This is a genomic window from Halobacteriovorax sp. RT-2-4, from assembly GCF_047085445.1.
In the GTDB taxonomy this organism is placed as follows: Bacteria; Bdellovibrionota; Bacteriovoracia; order Bacteriovoracales; family Bacteriovoracaceae; genus Halobacteriovorax_A.
Genome location: NZ_JBKIXY010000001.1, coordinates 251281 through 271211 on the forward strand (window position 1 = coordinate 251281; position 19931 = coordinate 271211).

General features: G+C 36.7%; 15 protein-coding genes. 9 read left to right on the plus strand and 6 right to left on the minus strand.

The window, feature by feature from the left end; genetic code table 11:
- Positions 1-7 precede the first annotated feature (7 nt).
- Together ACMAYL_RS01180 and ACMAYL_RS01185 are read left to right on the plus strand one after the other, a co-directional pair.
- A complete protein-coding gene (locus ACMAYL_RS01180) occupies positions 8-1183 on the plus strand; it encodes a hypothetical protein (RefSeq protein WP_412470602.1) in 1176 nt (391 codons plus the stop codon).
- On the plus strand, positions 1183-3417 hold the full coding sequence (locus ACMAYL_RS01185; RefSeq protein ID WP_412470603.1) for an ammonia-forming cytochrome c nitrite reductase subunit c552: 2235 nt from the start codon (positions 1183-1185) through the stop codon (positions 3415-3417). Before ACMAYL_RS01180 ends, ACMAYL_RS01185 begins: the two co-directional genes overlap by 1 nt.
- A gap of 328 nt (positions 3418-3745) precedes the next feature.
- On the opposite strand, the gene gcvPB is transcribed toward ACMAYL_RS01185, so the two are convergent.
- Entirely contained in the window at positions 3746-6796 is a 3051-nt protein-coding gene (gcvPB, locus tag ACMAYL_RS01190; protein ID WP_412469509.1) for an aminomethyl-transferring glycine dehydrogenase subunit GcvPB, read from the minus strand.
- A gap of 103 nt (positions 6797-6899) precedes the next feature.
- On the opposite strand from gcvPB, the gene ACMAYL_RS01195 reads away from it, so the two are divergent.
- The 5 genes from ACMAYL_RS01195 to ACMAYL_RS01215 all read left to right on the plus strand — a co-directional run bounded on the left by ACMAYL_RS01195 (position 6900) and on the right by ACMAYL_RS01215 (position 11628).
- The gene (locus ACMAYL_RS01195) at positions 6900-7736 is read left to right on the plus strand and encodes a class I SAM-dependent methyltransferase (RefSeq protein ID WP_412470604.1); all 837 of its coding nucleotides are present in this window, start codon (positions 6900-6902) and stop codon (positions 7734-7736) included.
- Positions 7737-7822: 86 nt separating this feature from the next.
- Positions 7823-8599, plus strand: coding sequence for a peroxide stress protein YaaA (yaaA, locus tag ACMAYL_RS01200; protein ID WP_412470605.1), 777 nt, complete (start codon positions 7823-7825; stop codon positions 8597-8599).
- 16 nt (positions 8600-8615) lie between these two features.
- Positions 8616-9614: an adenosine kinase gene (locus ACMAYL_RS01205; protein ID WP_392992035.1), complete on the plus strand. Its 999-nt coding sequence runs from the start codon at positions 8616-8618 to the stop codon at positions 9612-9614.
- A 12-nt stretch (positions 9615-9626) separates the two neighbouring features.
- Positions 9627-11039 carry an asparagine--tRNA ligase gene (asnS, locus tag ACMAYL_RS01210; protein WP_103217167.1) on the plus strand — a complete coding sequence of 471 codons (1413 nt, stop codon included), beginning with the start codon at positions 9627-9629 and terminating at the stop codon, positions 11037-11039.
- Positions 11029-11628 (plus strand): hypothetical protein, encoded by a 600-nt coding sequence (locus ACMAYL_RS01215; protein ID WP_412469512.1) that lies wholly within the window; start codon positions 11029-11031, stop codon positions 11626-11628. Before asnS ends, ACMAYL_RS01215 begins: the two co-directional genes overlap by 11 nt.
- On the opposite strand, the gene ACMAYL_RS01220 is transcribed toward ACMAYL_RS01215, so the two are convergent.
- From ACMAYL_RS01220 to ACMAYL_RS01240, 5 genes are all read right to left on the minus strand, one after another.
- Entirely contained in the window at positions 11618-13096 is a 1479-nt protein-coding gene (locus tag ACMAYL_RS01220; protein ID WP_103217169.1) for a stage 0 sporulation family protein, read from the minus strand. The two genes, ACMAYL_RS01215 and ACMAYL_RS01220, sit on opposite strands and share 11 nt — an antisense overlap.
- Before the next feature lie 72 nt (positions 13097-13168).
- On the minus strand, positions 13169-14020 hold the full coding sequence (locus ACMAYL_RS01225) for a hypothetical protein (RefSeq protein WP_412470606.1): 852 nt from the start codon (positions 14018-14020) through the stop codon (positions 13169-13171).
- Positions 13998-14681 carry a dTMP kinase gene (tmk, locus tag ACMAYL_RS01230; protein WP_103217171.1) on the minus strand — a complete coding sequence of 228 codons (684 nt, stop codon included), beginning with the start codon at positions 14679-14681 and terminating at the stop codon, positions 13998-14000. Before tmk ends, ACMAYL_RS01225 begins: the two co-directional genes overlap by 23 nt.
- Positions 14682-14749: 68 nt before the next feature.
- Positions 14750-16000, minus strand: coding sequence for a hypothetical protein (locus tag ACMAYL_RS01235; protein ID WP_103217172.1), 1251 nt, complete (start codon positions 15998-16000; stop codon positions 14750-14752).
- Between the two features lie 138 nt (positions 16001-16138).
- On the minus strand, positions 16139-17041 hold the full coding sequence (locus tag ACMAYL_RS01240; protein WP_103217173.1) for a hypothetical protein: 903 nt from the start codon (positions 17039-17041) through the stop codon (positions 16139-16141).
- Positions 17042-17238: 197 nt separating this feature from the next.
- On the opposite strand from ACMAYL_RS01240, the gene ACMAYL_RS01245 reads away from it, so the two are divergent.
- Entirely contained in the window at positions 17239-18582 is a 1344-nt protein-coding gene (locus ACMAYL_RS01245; protein ID WP_412469515.1) for a hypothetical protein, read from the plus strand.
- A 13-nt stretch (positions 18583-18595) separates the two neighbouring features.
- The gene (locus ACMAYL_RS01250; protein ID WP_412469516.1) at positions 18596-19924 is read left to right on the plus strand and encodes a hypothetical protein; all 1329 of its coding nucleotides are present in this window, start codon (positions 18596-18598) and stop codon (positions 19922-19924) included.
- Positions 19925-19931 lie beyond the last annotated feature (7 nt).

Sequence of the window (19931 nt, forward strand, 5' to 3'; positions counted from 1 at the left end):
AAGTTATTTGAACTCAGGCGAGATTGAGTTCTCGTTTGTAAGAGCAGGTGAAGGGAAGATTGTTCCAAAACAATTAGTTGTTTTCGATCTTTTTACAAAATATCAAAAAGGCTTAGAGGTTGATGTTAGAGTTCTCGATATCAACTTTTCCAAAGGACTAGCAACTCAGCAAAGCACTCGCGAGTACTTCCTTCAGTCTTCTGGCAATTTTTTATTGAAATCTCAGAGTATTCAAGTCTTTCCAAGTTATAGTGGTAACCTTCTTGTTGAAGGCGTTAGACTTGCCGTTACTGTTCGTAATAAATCGACAGGTGTAAAAGGCCGTGAAGAAATCTTTTTGCCTGGCCCATCTTTTGAGGTTGAAGATGTGGGAGCTAATTATGATTTTGTTGCCTCGGGAGTTGAGGAAAGCCTCACTCAAATTAGTGAACAAAATGAAGACTCAGATGCTCTTGTTTTTGAATACAAAATTGAAGCGAGTCAGACAAGTGTGGCGCTTTTACCTCAAATGCGTTTTAAGAGGCAAGATGATGTCTCGTTTTATTATGAAGTACTTGAAAAGGATGATCGTTTTGATCGTGGAGAAGCGAAATCTATTATAAGAGAAAAGATAACTGTCGTCTTTAATCGTGCTGGTAGCGTTAAGCTTGAGCCCACAAGGATTCGTTATTTTGATATAGATAATGATGAAATTCAAAATAGTGAACTACAAAATATAATAATACACTTGGGAGGATTTTACTTCTCTACTAAGACTAAACTCTTAATCTGTGTCATCGCTTTAGTTCTTGTGTTTGTTTTTTATCTCTATCGACTAAATCGAGAATCACTCGCATATTTTTATAATAATTTAAAAGAAGAGTATAATAATCGACGTGTTTTCAAACAGATTATAAAAAAGCGAGATGCAGTTGGACTAATCAACTACTTATATCGATTTGCGCATGATGCTAATGAGCTTACTCTGATGTCATTTTTTGAAAATTATGGTATTGATGATTCTGCTATATCTAATATTTCTAATGAAGAGGCCATTGTCGGTATTGAAAAACTATTTGCCGATCTTTTTTTAGAATCTAAGCAGTCTGAAGATTATTGGCCACACTTCGAAAGATTATCGCTTAAGAGAGATCTCAAAATGGCATCACTTAAGTATGGTAATCACATAAGTGAGCTTAACTAGTGCAAATTATACTTAATATCATCTTCTTTGTTCTCGTTCTTATTGCTGCTCCTTCGTGTTTTAATAAAAAACTAGAAGTTACAAAATTTGATCCCACAAAAATTTCTTATGAACAATTAAAGAGTAATAATGATCCATCAACATGTTTTCAGTGTCACGAGGATGTCGCATCTCAGTGGAGCAGCTCAGATCATTTTCATTCAATGAATAAGGGGACTAAGGAATTTGTAAAAGGTGATTTTAATAATAAAGTTTTTGAAGCAAATAGAACAAAGTATCTATTTGTCGAGAAACAAGGTCAGTTTTATATTTCTATCAACGGCCTCGATTATAAAGTTCTTTATACATTTGGACATTATCCACTTCAGCAATATGTTGTTGATACTGGAAAAGATGGTAAATTCCAAGTACCTCCAATTGCTTGGGATATCGAAGCTAAGAGGTGGTTTAATACTTTAAGTGAAGTTCAAGTAAATCATCCACACCTTAGTGATTCACTAAAGTGGGATAATAGAGTTAATAATTGGAATAATCGCTGTGCAAGCTGCCACTCTTCAGGCTTAGATAAGTCTTATGATTTTAAAACTGATTCATATAAGACTAAGTCTTTAAGTGAAAATGTCTCATGCTTTTCTTGTCACGGTGATGCTAGTACACACCTTAAGTGGGCCAGTATGCCTTTAGAAGATAGAGACTCTAATCTGACAAACAAAGGCTTTTGGCGTAATTCAACAAATGGTTATAAAGAGATTATTCCTGCAAAAGATGGTGGTGTGCATACGTATATTACAGAACATGATGCAAACACGACTTGTCTTACTTGTCACAGTTTAAGAGAAGACATGAGTGATCATGCTGACTTTGCTGCTGACTTCTTTAATCAATTCTCTCTGACGATTGTAAATGATAATCAGTACCATATTGATGGCCAGCAGAAAGAAGAAGCTTTTGTAGGTGGCTCTTTTCTCCAATCAAAAATGTTCCATAATGGTGTTAAATGTATTAATTGCCACAATCCTCATAGTGGTAAACTTAAAAAAGAAGGAAATGCTCTTTGTTTACAGTGTCACGATCTTTCTTATGATAAAAAGGCCCATCATGGACATGAAATCGCAAGTGCAAGTTGTGTCGACTGTCACATGCCTAAAAAGGCCTTTATGGGAATTGATATGAGGGCCGATCATAAATTTGTCATTCCTAGGCCTGATTATTCTCTTTCCTATGGTGTACCTAATAGTTGTACTTCTTGTCATAGCGATATTTCAAAAGAGAAGATGAACTCGATGTTCCAAACTAAGTTTCCAAATCTTAAAACAAGAGATGAGCTCCTTGAGATAATTGGTGAAATGAAGAAGGGGAATTTTAAAAATAAAAATCGACTACTGTCGTATATCAATAATGTTGACATGCCAGAGATGAAAAGGGCCGCGGCCATTGTTCTTCTAAGAGAGTTTCCTAGCATGAAGAAAGTCGATTACGAGAAGTTATTAAGTAGTGATTCAATTTTGATAAAAAAAGCGACATTGGAATTGTTGTTAAACTTTCCAGATATTTCACAGCTTCAGACGGCCATTATCGATTTAGCAAAAAAAGGACCTAAGCTTCTATCTTTCTCAGCGGTTTATGTTCTAGCAACTCATGGCCTTAATTTTGAAAAGGCTCCAGGCATTGATCTTAGGCCTCAGCTTGATTCTCTACTAACTATGTTAGAGCTTCATAGTGATGCTCCTGATAATATTCTTAAACTGGCAACTTTGTCTCGCTTTGGCCTATTTCCTAAAACACCTGCACAACTTCTTGAGGCTTCCATAAAGAAGTATCCATATTTTATTGCGGCCTATATCAATTTGGCCGATCTTCATCGCTCAATTGGTAATGAAGCACAGACGGTACAAATCTTAACGCAGGCATTGAATAAAAACCCACAGGATGGCAGTGTTTTAACTGCACTAGGTATGCATTACACGCGACTAGGAGATTATCCTAAGGCCCTTGATTATTTTAAATCTGCGAGTGACTTGAATAAAGATAATGCTTATTTTAGCTACCTCTATATACTTACCTATAAGCAGGTTTTTGGTGCTGAGCAGGCGCTTGGTGAAGCTAAGAAATACGAATCTCGCTATGAGGCATCATTCCTTTTTAACCAATTACTTTTTGCTTTAAGTGTAGAGCTTCAGGATGTTGAGAATACGAAGTTCTATAGTAAGAAAATAAATCGTTTTAGACAGTGATTTTGAAACAAATATTACTGTGAAAAGTCGTGATTCTCTTACATTTTTAAGAATTTTTAATGAAGGCCATTAGGTCAACAAACTACTGTTGTAATATTTACATGTGCAAAAATGATAGGTTGTAACATCTCAAATCACGTCGTATAAACCACTCATTAATGTAGCAGGGATTGATGAATAAACATATCGATAAAGTTGTGTTGTTGTTCTTTGTTCCCCAAATTCGTGTTAATTTTCGTGTTGTTGTTATTCTCGAATTATTCGTATGTTTTTCAATTTCTGCTACACCTAATATATATAAAGGCCTGCATTGCAGGCCTTTTTTTTCTTATTGTTTTAATTCTTTGTGCTTGTCTTGAATCATTTTAACAATTTCTAGTGTGTCTTTCGTGCGTAACATCTTAGGTGAAATCTCGTCACTTGGAAGCTCCCAAAGTTTATCTAGGGTACGGTAGAACTTAAGGTTCTTATTTGCCCATACCTCATCAACTTTACTAACAGCAGTGAAGTGAGGTGCTGTGTGTAGTACTTCTGGAGAATCAGAAAGAACATTTTTGATTGCTACTAGAACATCAGTAAAATCATCTAGCTCTTTCTTTGTGAAAGATTCAGTTGGTTCAATCATAAGACCAAATACTTCTGGGAAAGCAACTGTTGGTGCGTGAAGCCCGAAGTCTAGGAATAACTTTCCAACTTTTGCAATAATCTGATTTTTAAGAGTTCCTGACTTTTCGATATGAGCAAACATATCGTCACTTAGTGTAATAATAAATTCGTGCATACGTGGTGTTTCATCCGCTCCATGTGGCAGCATTGGATAAACATCCTTAAGCTTTTGGAAAAGATAGCGTGCGCTTAATACTGCAATTTGTGACATTGTCACAACACCGTCTTGACCTAGGGCCTTTAGATAAGTGTAGGCACGTACTTTGTGAGCAACGTTTCCATCGTGGCGGTGGAAGTCTCCAATACATTTTGGAGCACGTACTTTCTTGTATGAACCATCAGCTAATTTCTCAATTTGAGTTCCTGGAATATAGTCAACAAGTTTGCTACTTACAGCAACGATAGCGTCTCCTGGTCCACCTCCACCGTGTGGTATAGTCCAAGTTTTATGAAGGTTGTTGTGGCAAGCATCCACTCCTAATTTCTCAAGAGAAACAATCCCTGCAATAGCGTTCATATTCGCACCGTCCATATAGACTAGGCCGTCAACAGAGTGAATAAGATCCGCTACTTCTTTAAAGTTCTCTTCAAAGATACCTGCTGTATTAGGATTTGTTACCATGATACCAGCAATGCGCTCGCCATCTGTTTTGATAATCTCTTTTAGTTGCTCAAGATCAATTTGACCTCTTTCATTAGCATCTAAAGTAATGATACCAACTTGTTTCCCGTCAACTTTAGCTGGGACAAAACCAGCTACTGCGGCAGTCGCTGGATTAGTTCCGTGGGCAGAGCGTGGGATAAGAATTACATTCTTAGTTTCAGCGTTACCTCTATCTGCATGATAGGCCTGGAACATCTTGATACCAACAAGTTCTCCCTGTGCACCGGCCACTGCTTGAGTAACAAGTCCTGGAAGTCCTGTTATCGCCTTAAAATCTTCTTGGATATTGTAAAGTAGCTCAAGTGTTCCTTGAGTATACTTATCATCTAGGTCTGGGTGTGCCATTGTAAAGCCAGCAAGCCCTGCTGCCCAGTCATTCACATATGGATTGTATTTCATTGTACATGAACCAAGAGGGTAGATGGCATCATCTGGAGAAACGTTTAAGCTTCCACACTTGTCGTAAAATGCTTTTACTTCTTCTGTTGTGAAAGTTGCAATCCCTGGCGCATCTTCTCTTATATATGTTTGAGGGATTTCCGGCATGAAGAATTCTGATTCACTTTGCGCTGAAAAATTTGCATTAAAAGCAGCAATTAATTTATCGAGATCTTCTTGAGTGTGCTGGTCACCAAAAGAGACTTTTAATAGGTTTCCTTCTAGATTGTGGCGGCCACTAATATCTTTACCAGCAACTAGATCTTCAGTTGAGGCAAGCATGTCACTTACTTTCTTATCTAGCTTTAGAACAACTTCATTAAAGTAAGGAGCATCAAAGGCAAGCTCCACACCATCTAGGTGTAGAATATTTGAAAGGAAGTATTGAGTGTTTTGTCTTGAAGTTGCAAGCTTATCTGATAAACCTTCATCACCAAGTGCTAAAAGTGCAGCACCTGCAATTGTTGCTACAAATGACTGGTTTGAGCAGATATTACTTGTGGCCTTCTCACGACGGATATGTTGTTCACGAGTTGATAGTACCATCGCAAGACATTCTTGATTATTCATATCAACTGCATTACCTACGTAGCGTCCAGCAGTTTGGCGAATTTGATTCTTATTTGCGTCGTTAAAACGAATTCCAAAGATACCTAAACCTGGTCCACCATAGTTTGCGTCTAGGCAAAGGTGTTGACCTTCACCAACGATCATTGTTGCACCGGCCTTGTCACTACCGTATTCACTTGGCTTCTTTAAACCACCCTTAGCAAGTAGCATTGGATCGATAATAGCAATTGAGAATACTTCGTTGTCACGACATAGGTCAGTTAAGGCATCAACATCTTCTAGTAGACCAAGTGAGTTTACTTGGCCAAATGCAAATGCAGCAATTTCTTTATTTGTTTCAAGTAACTCTTTTACTTTATCGAAGTCTGTTAGACCGCTTTCTTTATTAATTGGTGCCCATAGGATTTCCAGATCAGTATGTGCAGCATTTGTTTCAAGTACACTTCTATCTTGAGGATAGATTGCTTCACTTACTAATACTTTTGTTCTCTTGCGTGCAAGACGTACTCCTGTCTTTAGTGCTTCAAATAAACAAGTTGATCTTTCGTATAAAGACGCATTAACCGCTTCATAACCAGTTAGTGCTGTAATTGCACTTGAGTAGATCCAAAGAGTGTTTAGTGTTCCTTGTGATCTTTCTGGTTGGTAAGGAGTGTATGCTGTTGTTAGTCCTCTAATATTGCAAACATATGGAACGATCTCATGAATTTTAAACTGTGGAAGTCCATCACCTAAGAAGTTTGTAGGGATTTTATTCTTTTTTGATAGTTCATCAAGATTAGTAACGAGATCATCATAAGATAGTCCTTCTTTTAAAGGAATTTTTGATGAGAATTTTACATCGTCTTTAATATGAGAGAATAATTCTTCTAGTGTCGTTAGACCTAGTTCGTTTAACATCTGTTTAATTTCTTCATCACTTGCACTGATATAATTCTTTGCAAGTTCACGATTAAGATCACCAGAGTTTACTTTTAAATTTCTTGGGTCAAAACCAAGTTTCTCAATAGTTGAGTTTGATACGTCTTGTGTGTGTGACATCTGTTCTCCGTGTGTGTTATATCTAGATAAATTAATTCTAAAGTATGTATTTACGAAAAGTATATATAGCATAGAAAAAACTGGCCATCTACTTGATTTTAATATGAATGAGACTTCACTAATGACTAATATTGATATTGTAATTGACTGCGCGCAAGAAGAAGATTTAAAAATAGAATCTCTGAATCAAGCGCTGCGCAACTATTTGCAGAAGCTCTCTTCTTATAAATTGACTTATCAATTGCACATGACAGGTGAATCCTTACAAGGGGTTTATTTAGTTTGGAAAGATAATGAATTGTGCTTATTTGATCCGGCCCGAGATTCTTCATTGAAGCTTGATTGGGCAACAGACTTACAAACTCATTTAAAAAGGAATTATGCTGTAACAAAAGAGCCTCTTTTTCGTGCCCTAAAACTGAAAGGTGGTGACATCGAGCATAATAAAGTTGTTGATGCAACCCTAGGTACAGGTAAAGACGCTTGCTTACTTTTAAGCTTTGGCTGTCATCTCGATTGTTTTGAAAGAAATCCCTATGTTTTTGGACTTGCTCTTTGGGCGTATGAGAAGGCCATAAGTTTTGAAAATGAAAAGATTTCTAATATTTTCAAAAAATATATGAGCATCAGCTATGGTCAAGCAACTTTGGCCGATACGGGAAGTGATTTTAAGCGATGCTTTTACGATCCCATGTATGAAATGACAAAATCCAAGGCCAAGAGTGCGCTTAGTCGCAAGGAAATGGAAGTCTTTAAGGACTTAGTAGGTAAAGATACTGATCAGGATCTATACCTATGGTCTTTGTGTACCAAATTTCCTTTAGTTTGCTTAAAGAGGCCAATTAAAGCAAATGAGGTACAAATTCCTACTGATTGTAAGCATCAAAGAGTCGTCTACAGCGGTAAATCGACACGTTATGAGCGCTACTTTCTTCCTTAATATTCTTAAGAAAACATAGTCTTTTAATAAAGTTATTGTTATTATTTCAAGCGTTTAGTAACTCAAACTCAAATTAAAGGAATTTCATGGATATCGTTATTTCTCCAGCGAAGAAACTTAATTTTGATCACTCAGATATCACTGTTGCTCAAGATGTAAATCTAGAGAAACCTACGTTCATAAAAGAGGCCACTGAGCTTGCTACTAAGATGGCAAATTTTGAAAGTGAAGATTTATCTAAAATGATGAAGGTTTCAAAGGCCTTGGCCGATTTGAATGTTGATCGTTTTAATAATTTTAAGAAAACAAATGATCTTGGCGCTGCAATTTTTAGTTTTGCAGGAGATACATATCAAGGCCTAAATGCGGGTGAGCTTAAAAAGAGTGAGTTAAACTATGCTCAAAAACACTTAAAGATTCTTTCTGGCCTCTATGGTGTTCTTGCTCCATTTGATGAGTTACGTGCTTATCGTTTAGAGATGGGAACTCGTATTAATGGCCAAGGTCTAACAAATCTTTATAATTTTTGGGGCGAAAAAATTGTTGAGAAAATTAATGAAGATGCAAAAGCGAATAAGTCTAAGTATCTTGTTAACCTCGCTTCAGAGGAATACTTCAAGAGTGTTAAAAAAGACAAACTCGTTCCTGAACTTGTTAATGTGCGCTTCTTAGATTTTAAGAATGGCCAATATAAGGTTATTTCTTTCAATGCTAAAAGAGCACGCGGTATGATGGCACGCTTTATTATTGAAAATAAAATTAAGGATATTGAAGGCCTTAAAAACTTTGATGTTGCTGGTTACAAGTATGCTGACTTTGATGAAGTAAATAATGAACTTATTTTTAAAAGAAAAGAGTCTTAAATATAAAGGATTAAGTATGAAGAAGTATGATGTGTACGGAATGGGAAATGCCCTTGTTGATATGGAATTTAAAGTTTCTGATGAATTCCTAAACGACCACCTAATTGAAAAAGGCCTAATGACTCTTGTTGAAAAAGAAAGACAAGATCACCTTCTTAACTCTCTTAGAGGAAGTAATGTTGGTCATTCTCGTGCTTGTGGGGGATCTGCTGCAAATACGATTATTGGTGCTACTCAACTTGGTGCTAAAACTTTCTACTCATGTAAAGTTGCACAAGATGAAACAGGAGAGTTCTATAAGAATGACCTGCTTGCAAATGGTGTTAAGTCTAATATTGAACAAGGTCTATATGATGGTGAAACAGGTAAGTGTCTTGTCATGATCTCTGAAGATGCAGAAAGAACTATGAATACTTTTCTTGGAACGACTGCAACATATTCAGATGAACAACTTGATCTTGCCGCTCTAGGCGACAGTAAGTGGCTTTATATGGAAGGTTATCTTGTAACTGGTGCGGCGGGAATTGCTGCCTGTCAAACGGCCAGAGATTTTGCAAGAAAGAATGATGTTAAAGTTGCATTAACATTTTCTGATCCTGGTATTGTAGGCTTCTTTAAAGATGGCTTCAAGCAAATGATTGGTGATGATAAGTTGGATCTTCTTTTCTGTAACGAGGAAGAAGCAAAATCATTTACTGGAATGGATTCAGTTGAGAAAGCATTTGAAGCGCTAAAGAATATTTCACATTCTTTTGCAATTACTGCTGGCTCAAAAGGAGCTTTCCTTTATAATGGTTCAGAGCAAATTAATGTTTCAGCTCCAAAGGTTTCTGCTGTTGATACTAACGGTGCAGGAGACTTATTTGCAGGTGCATTCCTTTACGGGATTACTAATGGACTAGACTTTAGCGCTGCAGGAACACTTGCATGTGCGTGTTCTGCAAAGCTTGTAACACAATACGGGCCAAGATTAGAAAAAGAACAAACACATTCTATTTTAAAAGAAGTTTTATAAGAAGGTATTTAAATGACACAATTAAAGCGCATCGAACTTAAGCAATTATTTGATCAGGCATCTGACTTTATCGGCTCTGTTGTAACTGTTAAAGGATGGGTACGTTCGGTAAGAAAATCAAAAGCATTTTCTTTTATTGTTTTAAATGACGGATCTTCTCAGGATCTACTACAAATTGTAGCTGATGGTGGTATCGAAAATTATGAGGCCCTTTCGACTATGTTAACTGGTACTTGTGTATCAATTACTGGAAAGGTTGTTGAGTCTCAAGGTAAGGGGCAGACAATTGAGATGCAGGCGACAACTGGTACAGTAATTGGTGCAGTTGATGATTCTTATCCTCTACAAAAGAAAGGTACTTCACTTGAACACTTAAGAGATATTGCTCACTTAAGAGTTAGAACAAATCTATTTGGAGCAGTTTTTCGTGTTCGTCACGCACTTGCTATGGCAACTCACAAGTTCTTTGATGATAAAGGTTTCTTCTACCTAAACTCACCAATTATCACTGCAGTTGACGGTGAAGGTGCTGGAGAAATGTTTAATGTTTCAACGCTTGATAAGCACAATCCTCCAAAAACGGATAAGGGTGAAGTTGACTTCGCTAAAGATTACTTTGGTAAAGATGTTTCACTATGTGTAACTGGACAACTAGAAGGTGAGTGTCACGCATTAGGACTTGGAAAGGTTTATACTTTTGGTCCAACGTTTAGATCTGAAAATTCAAATACTAAGCGCCACCTTGCGGAATTCTGGATGATTGAGCCAGAAGTTGCATTTGCTGACCTTGAAGATGTGGCCGAACTTGCTGCTGATTATATTAAGTATATGATCGAGTATGCCTTTACGCATTGTCGTAAAGAACTTGAATTCCTTTATTCAATGCCATTTACTGATGTTGATAAGAATCATTTTGAAACACTAGCGGCAGTTCGCGATAGTGAGTTTAAGAAAATTACTTATACTGAAGCAATTGAAATTCTATCTGCTTCAGGTGCAAAATTTGAATTCCCGACAAATTGGGGAGAAGAGCTTCAAACTGAGCACGAGAAATATTTAACAGATGTACACTTTAAATCACCTGTTATTGTTACGGATTATCCAAAAGATTGTAAGGCCTTCTATATGAAGCAAAACGATGATGGGAAAACAGTTCGTGCGATGGACGTTTTAGTTCCAGGTATTGGTGAGCTTATTGGTGGATCTCAACGTGAGGAAGATCTTGATAAACTTACAAAGCGTATGGATGAGATGGGAATGGAGAAAGAAGGTTACTGGTGGTACCTAGAGCTTCGTAAATTTGGCTCAGCTCCTCACTCTGGATTTGGACTTGGTTTCGAGCGTGCAATTATGTACATCACAGGTATGAGCAATATCCGTGACGTTATTGCATTTCCAAGAACTCCAGGAAATTGTGACTTCTAAGAATCGCGAAACGATTATATTTTTTCCGGGGCTTAATCAGGCCCCGGCATCTTTCATCTTTTCAAACCCAAATGTTAAATTTATCTCACTTTCTTTCAACAAGAATTCTCGTCCTGATATTGAAAAGGATTTAGAGCGAATTAGAAAAGTATTTAAGGAAAACGGGCGATCTAGTATCGTTGCTCATTCTTTGGCGGCCTTACTTATTGAGTGGTTAATTCAAAATGAGAATCTTGATATAAGAAATTGTAAAATTACTTACGTCGCCCCTGCGTTTTACCCACGTAATTTGCTTACTAAATTTGTTAAGGCATCAGCAAGGGGAGCGCTATCTCGTCTTCCTATTCCATCACTTGCGCCACTCAAGACTCGAGTTCGTTCCTATGTCGAACTTGGGGTTTACGCAGAGATTTTGGCCTTAAATGAGGGAGTTCTACTAAAGAAGATTAACGCTTCTGTTATAGTTGATAAGAGAGATGAGATGCTTAATGTAAAATACTTGAAAGCTATCTCTGGGCTTGAAATAGTGAGGGAAAATCATTTCCCTCACCATCGTTGTTATACATCTTTAAAAAGAATTATTGATTAGATTTTGTTTCCGTATTCTTTGGTTTATCACCAGAAGGCTTACGGAAGTTTCCGCTTTTTGATTTATTGCGGTTCCTATTGCGATTGCGATTCTTGTTTTGTGACTTATTTTGGCCATCTTCAGATTGTGCATTTTTATCCTGAGGCCTTCTGTTTCTAGGCCTATCATCACTATCTTTGTCACCTTTTTCATTTCTATTTGTTGGGCGACGCTTTGGACGATTGTTATTATGGCGCTTCTTTTCAATTTTTTGCTTTGGAATATTGTCCGATTCATCTTCAGTTGAATCTAATGGAATCTTCTCAATATCCTCGTCGTCACTATTATTTGATTCTTCTTCATCATCAAATAACTCGTGCGCATCTTCTTCAATATCATCGCTATCACTATCGTTATTTAGGCTCTTAAGGAAGGCCTGCTTTCTTAGACGTAGCTCTTCTTCTAACTCCTCAATTCCAATAATTGTCGAAGTTTCTTTTGTGATTGATCTAAATTCAGTAGGGAAGCTCCATTCTTTAGGTGGACGACAACGTTTTTTATCAAATTGATTCTTATAATAGCGACGGATATATCCTCTATCAGTTAACATTTCAAATTGTTCTAATAGAATATGAAGCTTTAAAACCTTTCCGATATCACCATTCTTAGTGCGGATATAAGATCCTTCTCCTGGAAGGAATTCTCTCTTATTTGTGTAAACATCATCTTCGTATTTGATACAACACTTAACTTGTCCACAAACACCATTAATTTTTGAAGGAATTAGGGCAAGGTTTTGATTCTTTGCCATTTTTATGGATACGTTTCCGTAGTTTGTTAAGAAGTACGAACAACAAGTTTGAAGTCCACAAGCTCCTGTTGCACCAAGTGCCGCGGCACGATCTCTTACTGAGATTTGGCGAAGCTCGATCCTCATCTTAATCTCTGACACAAGGTCTTTTACAAGATTTCTAAAGTCTACACGCTCTGGAGCAGTGAAGTAGAATACGGCCTTTTTTCCAAATTGAATAAACTCAACGTGTGTTAAGTTCATATTTAGATTGTACTTTTCAATGAGGCGAAGGCAGATGATTTCGGCCTCGTTTTCTTTTTTCAAATAACTCTTTTGTTCGTCGATATCTTCCTGAGTTGCAACTTTTGAAATTGAACGAATAGGGAGCATCGACTTATCGAATGTGACTTCGTATGGGAAAGAGTTGATATAACCAACAGTCATTCCTCTGTCACTCATCGCTATTACTTTTTGTCCGTATGTGAATTTTCTCTTACCTAGTAAGAAAGGCTGACTTTTAGCATTTCCTGGGAAGCGAACTCTTACCATTGTAAGTGTTTGACCTTCTTCGAATTTACCATCTTGCTCTTTAGCAAGTTTATCATCATGCTTGTTGAATTTATTTACTTTCTTCTTACCACCTGACTTATCATTGTCATGTGATTCAGATATATCTTGCTGATCTTGGTTCGTCATTTTGTCCCATCAATTTTTTTTGAGTAGCTTCAATTGTCGTATTATTGGTAGCTTATGTCTAGCCAAATTGCATTAAATCACAAGTTGAAGTAGACGTGCTAGTCGTGATTTAGATGAACCATTAAATGGAATTTCAAAAGTTGAGGCCTTTGTCGCATCTAGACAGCTTTGAGCATCATCGAAGCTATAGTTATTGCTCTGATTCATATGTGAGGCCACTAAGTGATGTATATTTGCTTCTCTGCTTGGTTCTTCTTTAATTAGGTCTCTTAACTCATCTAGTTGAAGATTGTTTGGCCTGATCGTTGATAGAGTTTTGGCCAACGCTTCATCCTCACATTCTTTTGTGATGAAATCAGAAAAGCTCATATTCGTTCTACGCTCAATACTACTATGATCGTGAGAGACAATGTTGATTTTGATTGTTCTTGAATCAATTGTAGGAAGAGTCTTTTCATCATTTGATTTGATAAAGACGAAAATATGGCCTTCTGGTGGCTCTTCAAGTGTTTTGAGTAGCTTATTTGCTAGTATTTGAGTGATCTTTTGCGATTGTTTAAAAATCGTAAATGAATATTTAAGTTTCGAAGGTTTGAAACGGATGAAATTGAAGAATTCCTCAATACTGTCATCGCTAACTTTATAGGACTTCTGGTCTGTTGAGACAAAGAGAATATCCTCATGTCCACGCTCGAGAACTTCTTTGGCGTGAGCTGGCTCCCAACCATTCTCATAGCAAAGAATATTTATTAGAAATTTATTGGCCCATTCTTGCAGAATTTCGTCTTTGGACGAAACTTCACGGTGACCACCTGTATGAAGAGTGTAGAAGTGGGCCAATTTTTGCTCTTTGTAGCGAGCAAAAAGCGCTTCAAATGGAATATCTTTAACTTTTGAAGAATTATCCATTAATAATCGTTTCAATCTCTTCAATTAGTTTCTGAGTGACTGATTCAAGCTGTGCACTTCCATCGATTGTTGCAATACGATTAGGAAAGATCTGTGCACAATAATCATATCCTTCAATCAGGTCTTGATGAAAACTATTGTCACGTGACTCAAAGTAGTCCTTTGGCATATTTCTTAAACGTTGTCTCTCTAGTGATTTTTCTAAATCAATTCTTAGGTAGAATGTTTTATGAGGGACAATATTTAATGGAAAGCTTGAGTGAATATTTAAGATATACTCTGGCCCTAGTTTTCTTGCCACTCCTTGATACGCAATCGAGCTATCTAGGAATCTGTCACAAATTACTACTGTATTTGGTGAATCGAGCTCTTTCAAAATCAGTGCATGTAGATTTTGTGCACGAGCACTCGCAAATAAATGTGCTTCTGCTGCAGGGTGAATATCTGTATTAGAAGTTAAAATGGCCTGTCTTAATTTTTCACCGAAAGCAGTTCCGCCTGGTTCGCGAATAACGATAACGTTAAAGCCTTTATCTTCAAGGTAATCCTTGATTTTTACAATTTGTGTCGATTTTCCTGAGCCTTCAATTCCTTCAAAGCTGAAGAAGAATGATCCAGGGAAGGCCGCTTGGCGAAATACATTAGTTAGTTGCGTGATATCTTTAGTGTGTTCCATAACTTAAAAGTAACATAAACAATCAATTATTGACTACTTATTCTTTCAATTTTTATGGAGACAACCTATTAGAATTGTTCACCTTCTATAGCATCTTCAGGTGTGAATTCATCACTAAGTCCTGGTGATTCATCCGGGTTTGCACCGGCCGCAGGCGAGCGATCTAGATACTCATCAACGATTTCTCGTGCCGCATCAAGCTCGTCATAATTATTTAGCTCTTGCTCTGGTGGATCAAATGTCTCTTTTGAGATTCTCTCTCGTACAGGATCTAACTCTAGTGCTTCATTGGCATCATCGAAGATAACCTCTGGTGGAAGATCAGCAGGGTCCATTACTGCATCATTCATCTGCCTTGATTCAGATAGAAAGTCAGCGTTTCCAATTGAATCGTTACCTTTTGTAATTTGACGCCTATTTTGCGCTCTCTTCTTAAAGGCGCTCGGAGCTTCTCTTCTTTTTGAAGTTTTAGTCACTGTCTTTGCTGAAGGCTTCTTTTGCACCTGTGCTGCAGGAGTTCTCTTTGTTTGTGTTCTGGCCGTTTTCTTCGTTTTTGCAACAGGAACATCAGGCGTTCCAGACATCTTGCTAAATACAAAGAAGATAGCAAATACAAATACAAAACTTGCAGCAAATGCTCCTAAACGAAACATTGTCGCTGGGTCTGATTTTTCTTTTTGTTCAAAATCGTCAATTGATGCTTTATTTGGGTTTAGCTTTTGATTTCCAATATAAGCAAGATCGTAAATGAATTCACGATCTTCAGAGTCTTGCTTAGATAGCTCAATTGCTTTGTCTGCGTCTAAGATTGAGTTCTTAAAGATATGACCTTGAGGCGATTCTGGTAAACTTTCGTTTGAGCGGCTGCGACGATCAAATACTTCAAATTCATGAATAGTTCCCCAACTTTGTCCGTTATCGACAGAAATAAAGTCAGTGTAGAGTAGTTCTAGAGAATCAAGCATTGCCATAATTTCACTACTCTTATATGGCCCGTCTTTCTTATTGCTTCTTAGTATAAAGAATTGGTCGTCTTCATCAACTTGAAACTCTTTAATGATCTCTGGCCTTCTTCTTTGAAATAGAGGATGGGCCGTAATGACAGACCATTGTTCTTCCAACATGCTTTTTACGAAGACCTTTTGGTTAAATAATGAGTATTCTTCAATAAATTCCTTTAGATCTTCTTGCCAAAATGGCCCAAGTTCTTTGCCACCATCTTTGATAAAGTAGACTTCATTAGGCTCATAGAGTCCTCCTGAAATTTGTTCTTTCGTAAGTAGGTATTCAGTAACTTTTTTCTTTGTACTAGTGGCCATAAATCCTCAAACCCTGATTAGATTAATCACTTTCTATTAGGTTTATCGGAAATTTTTGCCTGTAGTTTAATAAAGACTTAAAAAAACAAAGCCGACTATTAAAGTCGGCTTCGTAAGTATTTAAAATGGAGTAGTTAATTAAAAAACTGGGAAAAATGCTGATACGATTAAAGAAGCATTCTTTAGTGTACCATCAACGAAATCTGGGTCTTCACCTCTGAAGTCAACTGGCTCAAGAGCAAGTGCTGCAGATAGAGAACAGATTGGGAATGAGTAACCAATTTCTGGTGAAAGTGAAAGAGTTTCAGACTCTGTAGCACCAGTTTTTCTCTTTGTACGGTAGTACTCAATCGATAGAGCTGTATACCACTTATCATTGATATAATAAGTTGGAGCTACGGCAGCATAGTAGTTCTCTAGAAACTTAGATGAACCAGTATTTCTGATATAATTTTCATAGAACGCATATGTTCCAATCTTGAAGTTATCAGTGATTTTCTTACCACCAATTAGGTAAAGTCTATTCTTTACATCGTACCCTGAACCATTTCTAGTTGCTGCTGGGTAGTAGTAAATTCTGTTTTGTAGGTATAGATCAAAACCGTTCTTTTCATCAGTTAGGATATTCTTAACGTAAAGACGTGCTTGAGTTGCACCGTATTGTTGGTGAACTGTACGGCTTCCGTCTGCATTCTCTTGTCTCTTAGTAAAGTCTGTTTGCCAGTATGGAACAAGCTTAACTGCGAATGTCTTATTGATATTGTAACCAAGGTATAAGTAGTTGTAGAAACTGTAACCATTGATCGATTGTTTAAAGTTGTTAGAACCTTCAACTAGGTATTGCATATTAAAAGGTGAGTCTTTTAATTTTTGGTACCATGAAGTTCCTGTTGAAGCTTCTGAAGTTGTTGCAGAATCTGTTGAAGATGCTGCTGTTGAAGTTGATGAGCTTGACGATGGCACAGATACTGATGACGTTGATGTCGCCGCCATAGAACTTACTGCCACGAATGCAATGATTGCTCCCTTTAAAATTCCCATTTTTTCTCCCTCTTTCTTTTATAGACTGTAGATATTGGAATTTTTTTTATTGAATTGCAACAAATGATTGTAATTTAGTGAATTAATATTTCAGTTTGTAAGAACATGTCAGAAAAATATGTTGATTTAATTACTTTGGTGTCAAATGGACCTTATTTTGGCTTCTATATTAGAAAAAACCTCATTATAATATACCTATGTTATTGATTTTTCTTATTCAGGCAATTGTAAGAATTGCGCTCTATCCATTATTTTTTGTGCTTTATCTATTAAAAGTGGGACCTTTCTATGCTCGAGTCTCTTTTGAAAGAAAGAATTATCGAGATGAAGGTTGTAGGCCCTTTGCTCGATTTGGAAAAAAAGCACACTGTGTCTTTCACTTCTCAAGTGAAGGAGAGTTTGAGCAGATTAGACCTTTGGCCGACGAGCTTATCTCCTTGGGCAAGAATGTTGAGCTAATTTTCACATCTCCAAGTGTTGAGCATAAGGTTATTGATTACTATCAGGCCAATAGAGAAAATATTCGTTATTTACGTTTGCCTCTGATGATTTATTTCCCGCTTCTTTCACGCCAGAATATCATTGCTTGGTCGAGCGCAAAGAAAATGATGATGGTTCGTTATGACTTTTTTCCAGAGCTACTTTATCTTGGCTCTAAAATGAAAGAATTTATTCTTTTTTCAGCAACTGTTAAAAGCTCACGTATAAAGACCACAGATATTAGTGAATTACGCTTACCTGGCCTTAAAAAGTATATCTATTCAATGTTTAGTAAGATTATTTGTGCAACTAATGAAGACTATATGATTATCGGTAAAGATATTAGCGCTGATAAACTAGAGCACCCAATTGAGCTTAGAATGTTGCAAATTGATTCTCGTCAGCACTTCTTTCGAAGACATTCTTTATATGAGGACTTGAATAAGCTCTTATCTTTGGCCGAATATGAAAAGAGAATCTGCTTGGCCCAGACTTGGCCTGTTGAAATGGATGCTTTTTCTGATCAAGAATTTTGCAAGCTGATAGGAGCAGGTGAGTTATTTGTCTTTATGGCCCCGCATGTACTCAAAGAAGATAATATTGAAAATTTAAAAGTGCTTATATTAAAGCATTGCCCTGATTTATCAATTCATATGCTGACAAAAGAAATCATTGAAAATAATCAAATAGACTCATTTATCTCAAATTATAAGCAAAGACCTGGACTCATTATATCTACTCTTAGAGGCATATTATGTGAGATCTATCCTTATTTCCGAACTGTCTTTGTAGGCGGAGGACATGGGAAGGGGATTCACTCTGTACTAGAACCCTTTGTTGCTGGGGCAAATATATTTTGTGGGCCAAATGTAAAGCGCTCGACAGAGTACGATACTATTGTAAAGTCTGGGGTTGGCGTTGGTGTGATTAATAATATGAATGATGCCTATTCAATTATAAAAAGCACTAGCACCAATAAGATGGCCAATGAGTTGATTTCTGATATGATTAAAGAAAGTGAAATGGCCAAACGCAAACTTATCGCATTATTAACGAATTAAAAAAATATAATATATGAATAAAAAAATAGATACTCTCGTCATTGGAAATAATATAGCTAGTTTTTTAACAGCAACTCAAATTCTTAAAAGTGGATTTGGTGCAATCTATTTGAGGGATAAAAGAATTAAGGCAAGTGATCCTTATTTTAAGTTCTTTGGGCCTTTAGATTTAGCATTTATTGAAGCTTGGGCCAGTGATCTCGAATTAGATTCGACAATCTTTGATAAGGATTCATTTGTTCACGCTCCTTTTTATTTAAAATATAAGAGCGAACAAACGCTTTGTGCAGGACTTAGTCCTTATTTAAACTTCTCTCAGATTTGTCGTCATTTTCCTGAGCTTTATAATGAGTTTATCAATCGTTTAAGAATTGAAGAAATTGATCAAGAGAAGTTTGACCAAGATTTCATGTCTTCTGTTAAGCGCCTTGGAGAGTCTTTGTGTCGTTATAAAACATTCCATCAGGTGACAGTTAATACTCTAAGATCTGCTCTTCCAAATTATATTCATGATATTTATGAAATTTTTAAAAAACATTTAAGACTTAATAAAGACCTTCAACGATTTGCTAGTTGCTTTCGCTGTGTTTATACAAAGACATTAGAGCTAACATTTTCAGATCTTGAAACAATATACTTCTTTATCCTTATGTTATCTCCTCGCTTTAGGTTTCAGTGGCAACTTGAAAAAGAAGAGCAGGCCACAAAGACTATTGAATGTTTAGGAGGAAGTAGCTTTGAGGATATCGTTGAAGAATTTAGCTTTTCTAGCAGAAGACCTTGGGCGGCACAATTGTCGTCTTTTTCAGGGGTCGTCGCGCCTCAAAAGATCGCAATTTTTAGCTCTAATTTAGACAAATTAAATATCGCTCATAATATCACTGACCTCTATCGCTGTGTGAAGCTGGATTATGCCTTGGCCGATAAGCTAATCAGTGCTGATTACTACTACTTTAATGAAAGTTCATTTGGTGGTGATATCGTCTTTATCAGGAAAGAAATAAGCTTGGATGGTACTTGTCAGATTAAAATGTTTAAACAATTTGATGACTGCTTAAAGTATGATTTCTGCGAAAAAGAACTTCATCAATTTCTTTTAGATAACCAGATAATTGATAAAAATGACACTCTTTTAAAAGGTAAACTGACAAATGAAACTTGCATGCTTCGTAATCACAGTGTGATTAATTCTGGCTCAAGGATTAATCTTAAGTTTAGAATGGGTCAAGCTGGTAAGTTCGAGTCTGCAAAAGGCGTCTTCTACCATGGGCCACTAAAGAAGAATAACTTAGGTATCACGCAAACATTATTAGAGGCACGTGACTTTAAAACCTTTATTTAAGTATAGG

Excerpts from the sequence above, each read along its gene's own strand:
- ACMAYL_RS01195 (WP_412470604.1), top strand. The coding sequence starts at position 6,900 with ATGAATGAGACTTCACTAATGACTAATATTGATATTGTAATTGACTGC.
- ACMAYL_RS01235 (WP_103217172.1), bottom strand. The coding sequence starts at position 16,000 with ATGGCCACTAGTACAAAGAAAAAAGTTACTGAATACCTACTTACGAAA.
- ACMAYL_RS01240 (WP_103217173.1), bottom strand. The coding sequence starts at position 17,041 with ATGGGAATTTTAAAGGGAGCAATCATTGCATTCGTGGCAGTAAGTTCT.
- ACMAYL_RS01205 (WP_392992035.1), top strand. The coding sequence starts at position 8,616 with ATGAAGAAGTATGATGTGTACGGAATGGGAAATGCCCTTGTTGATATG.
- ACMAYL_RS01220 (WP_103217169.1), bottom strand. The coding sequence starts at position 13,096 with ATGACGAACCAAGATCAGCAAGATATATCTGAATCACATGACAATGAT.
- ACMAYL_RS01245 (WP_412469515.1), top strand. The coding sequence starts at position 17,239 with ATGTTATTGATTTTTCTTATTCAGGCAATTGTAAGAATTGCGCTCTAT.
- asnS (WP_103217167.1), top strand. The coding sequence starts at position 9,627 with ATGACACAATTAAAGCGCATCGAACTTAAGCAATTATTTGATCAGGCA.
- tmk (WP_103217171.1), bottom strand. The coding sequence starts at position 14,681 with ATGGAACACACTAAAGATATCACGCAACTAACTAATGTATTTCGCCAA.
- gcvPB (WP_412469509.1), bottom strand. The coding sequence starts at position 6,796 with ATGTCACACACACAAGACGTATCAAACTCAACTATTGAGAAACTTGGT.
- yaaA (WP_412470605.1), top strand. The coding sequence starts at position 7,823 with ATGGATATCGTTATTTCTCCAGCGAAGAAACTTAATTTTGATCACTCA.
- ACMAYL_RS01250 (WP_412469516.1), top strand. The coding sequence starts at position 18,596 with ATGAATAAAAAAATAGATACTCTCGTCATTGGAAATAATATAGCTAGT.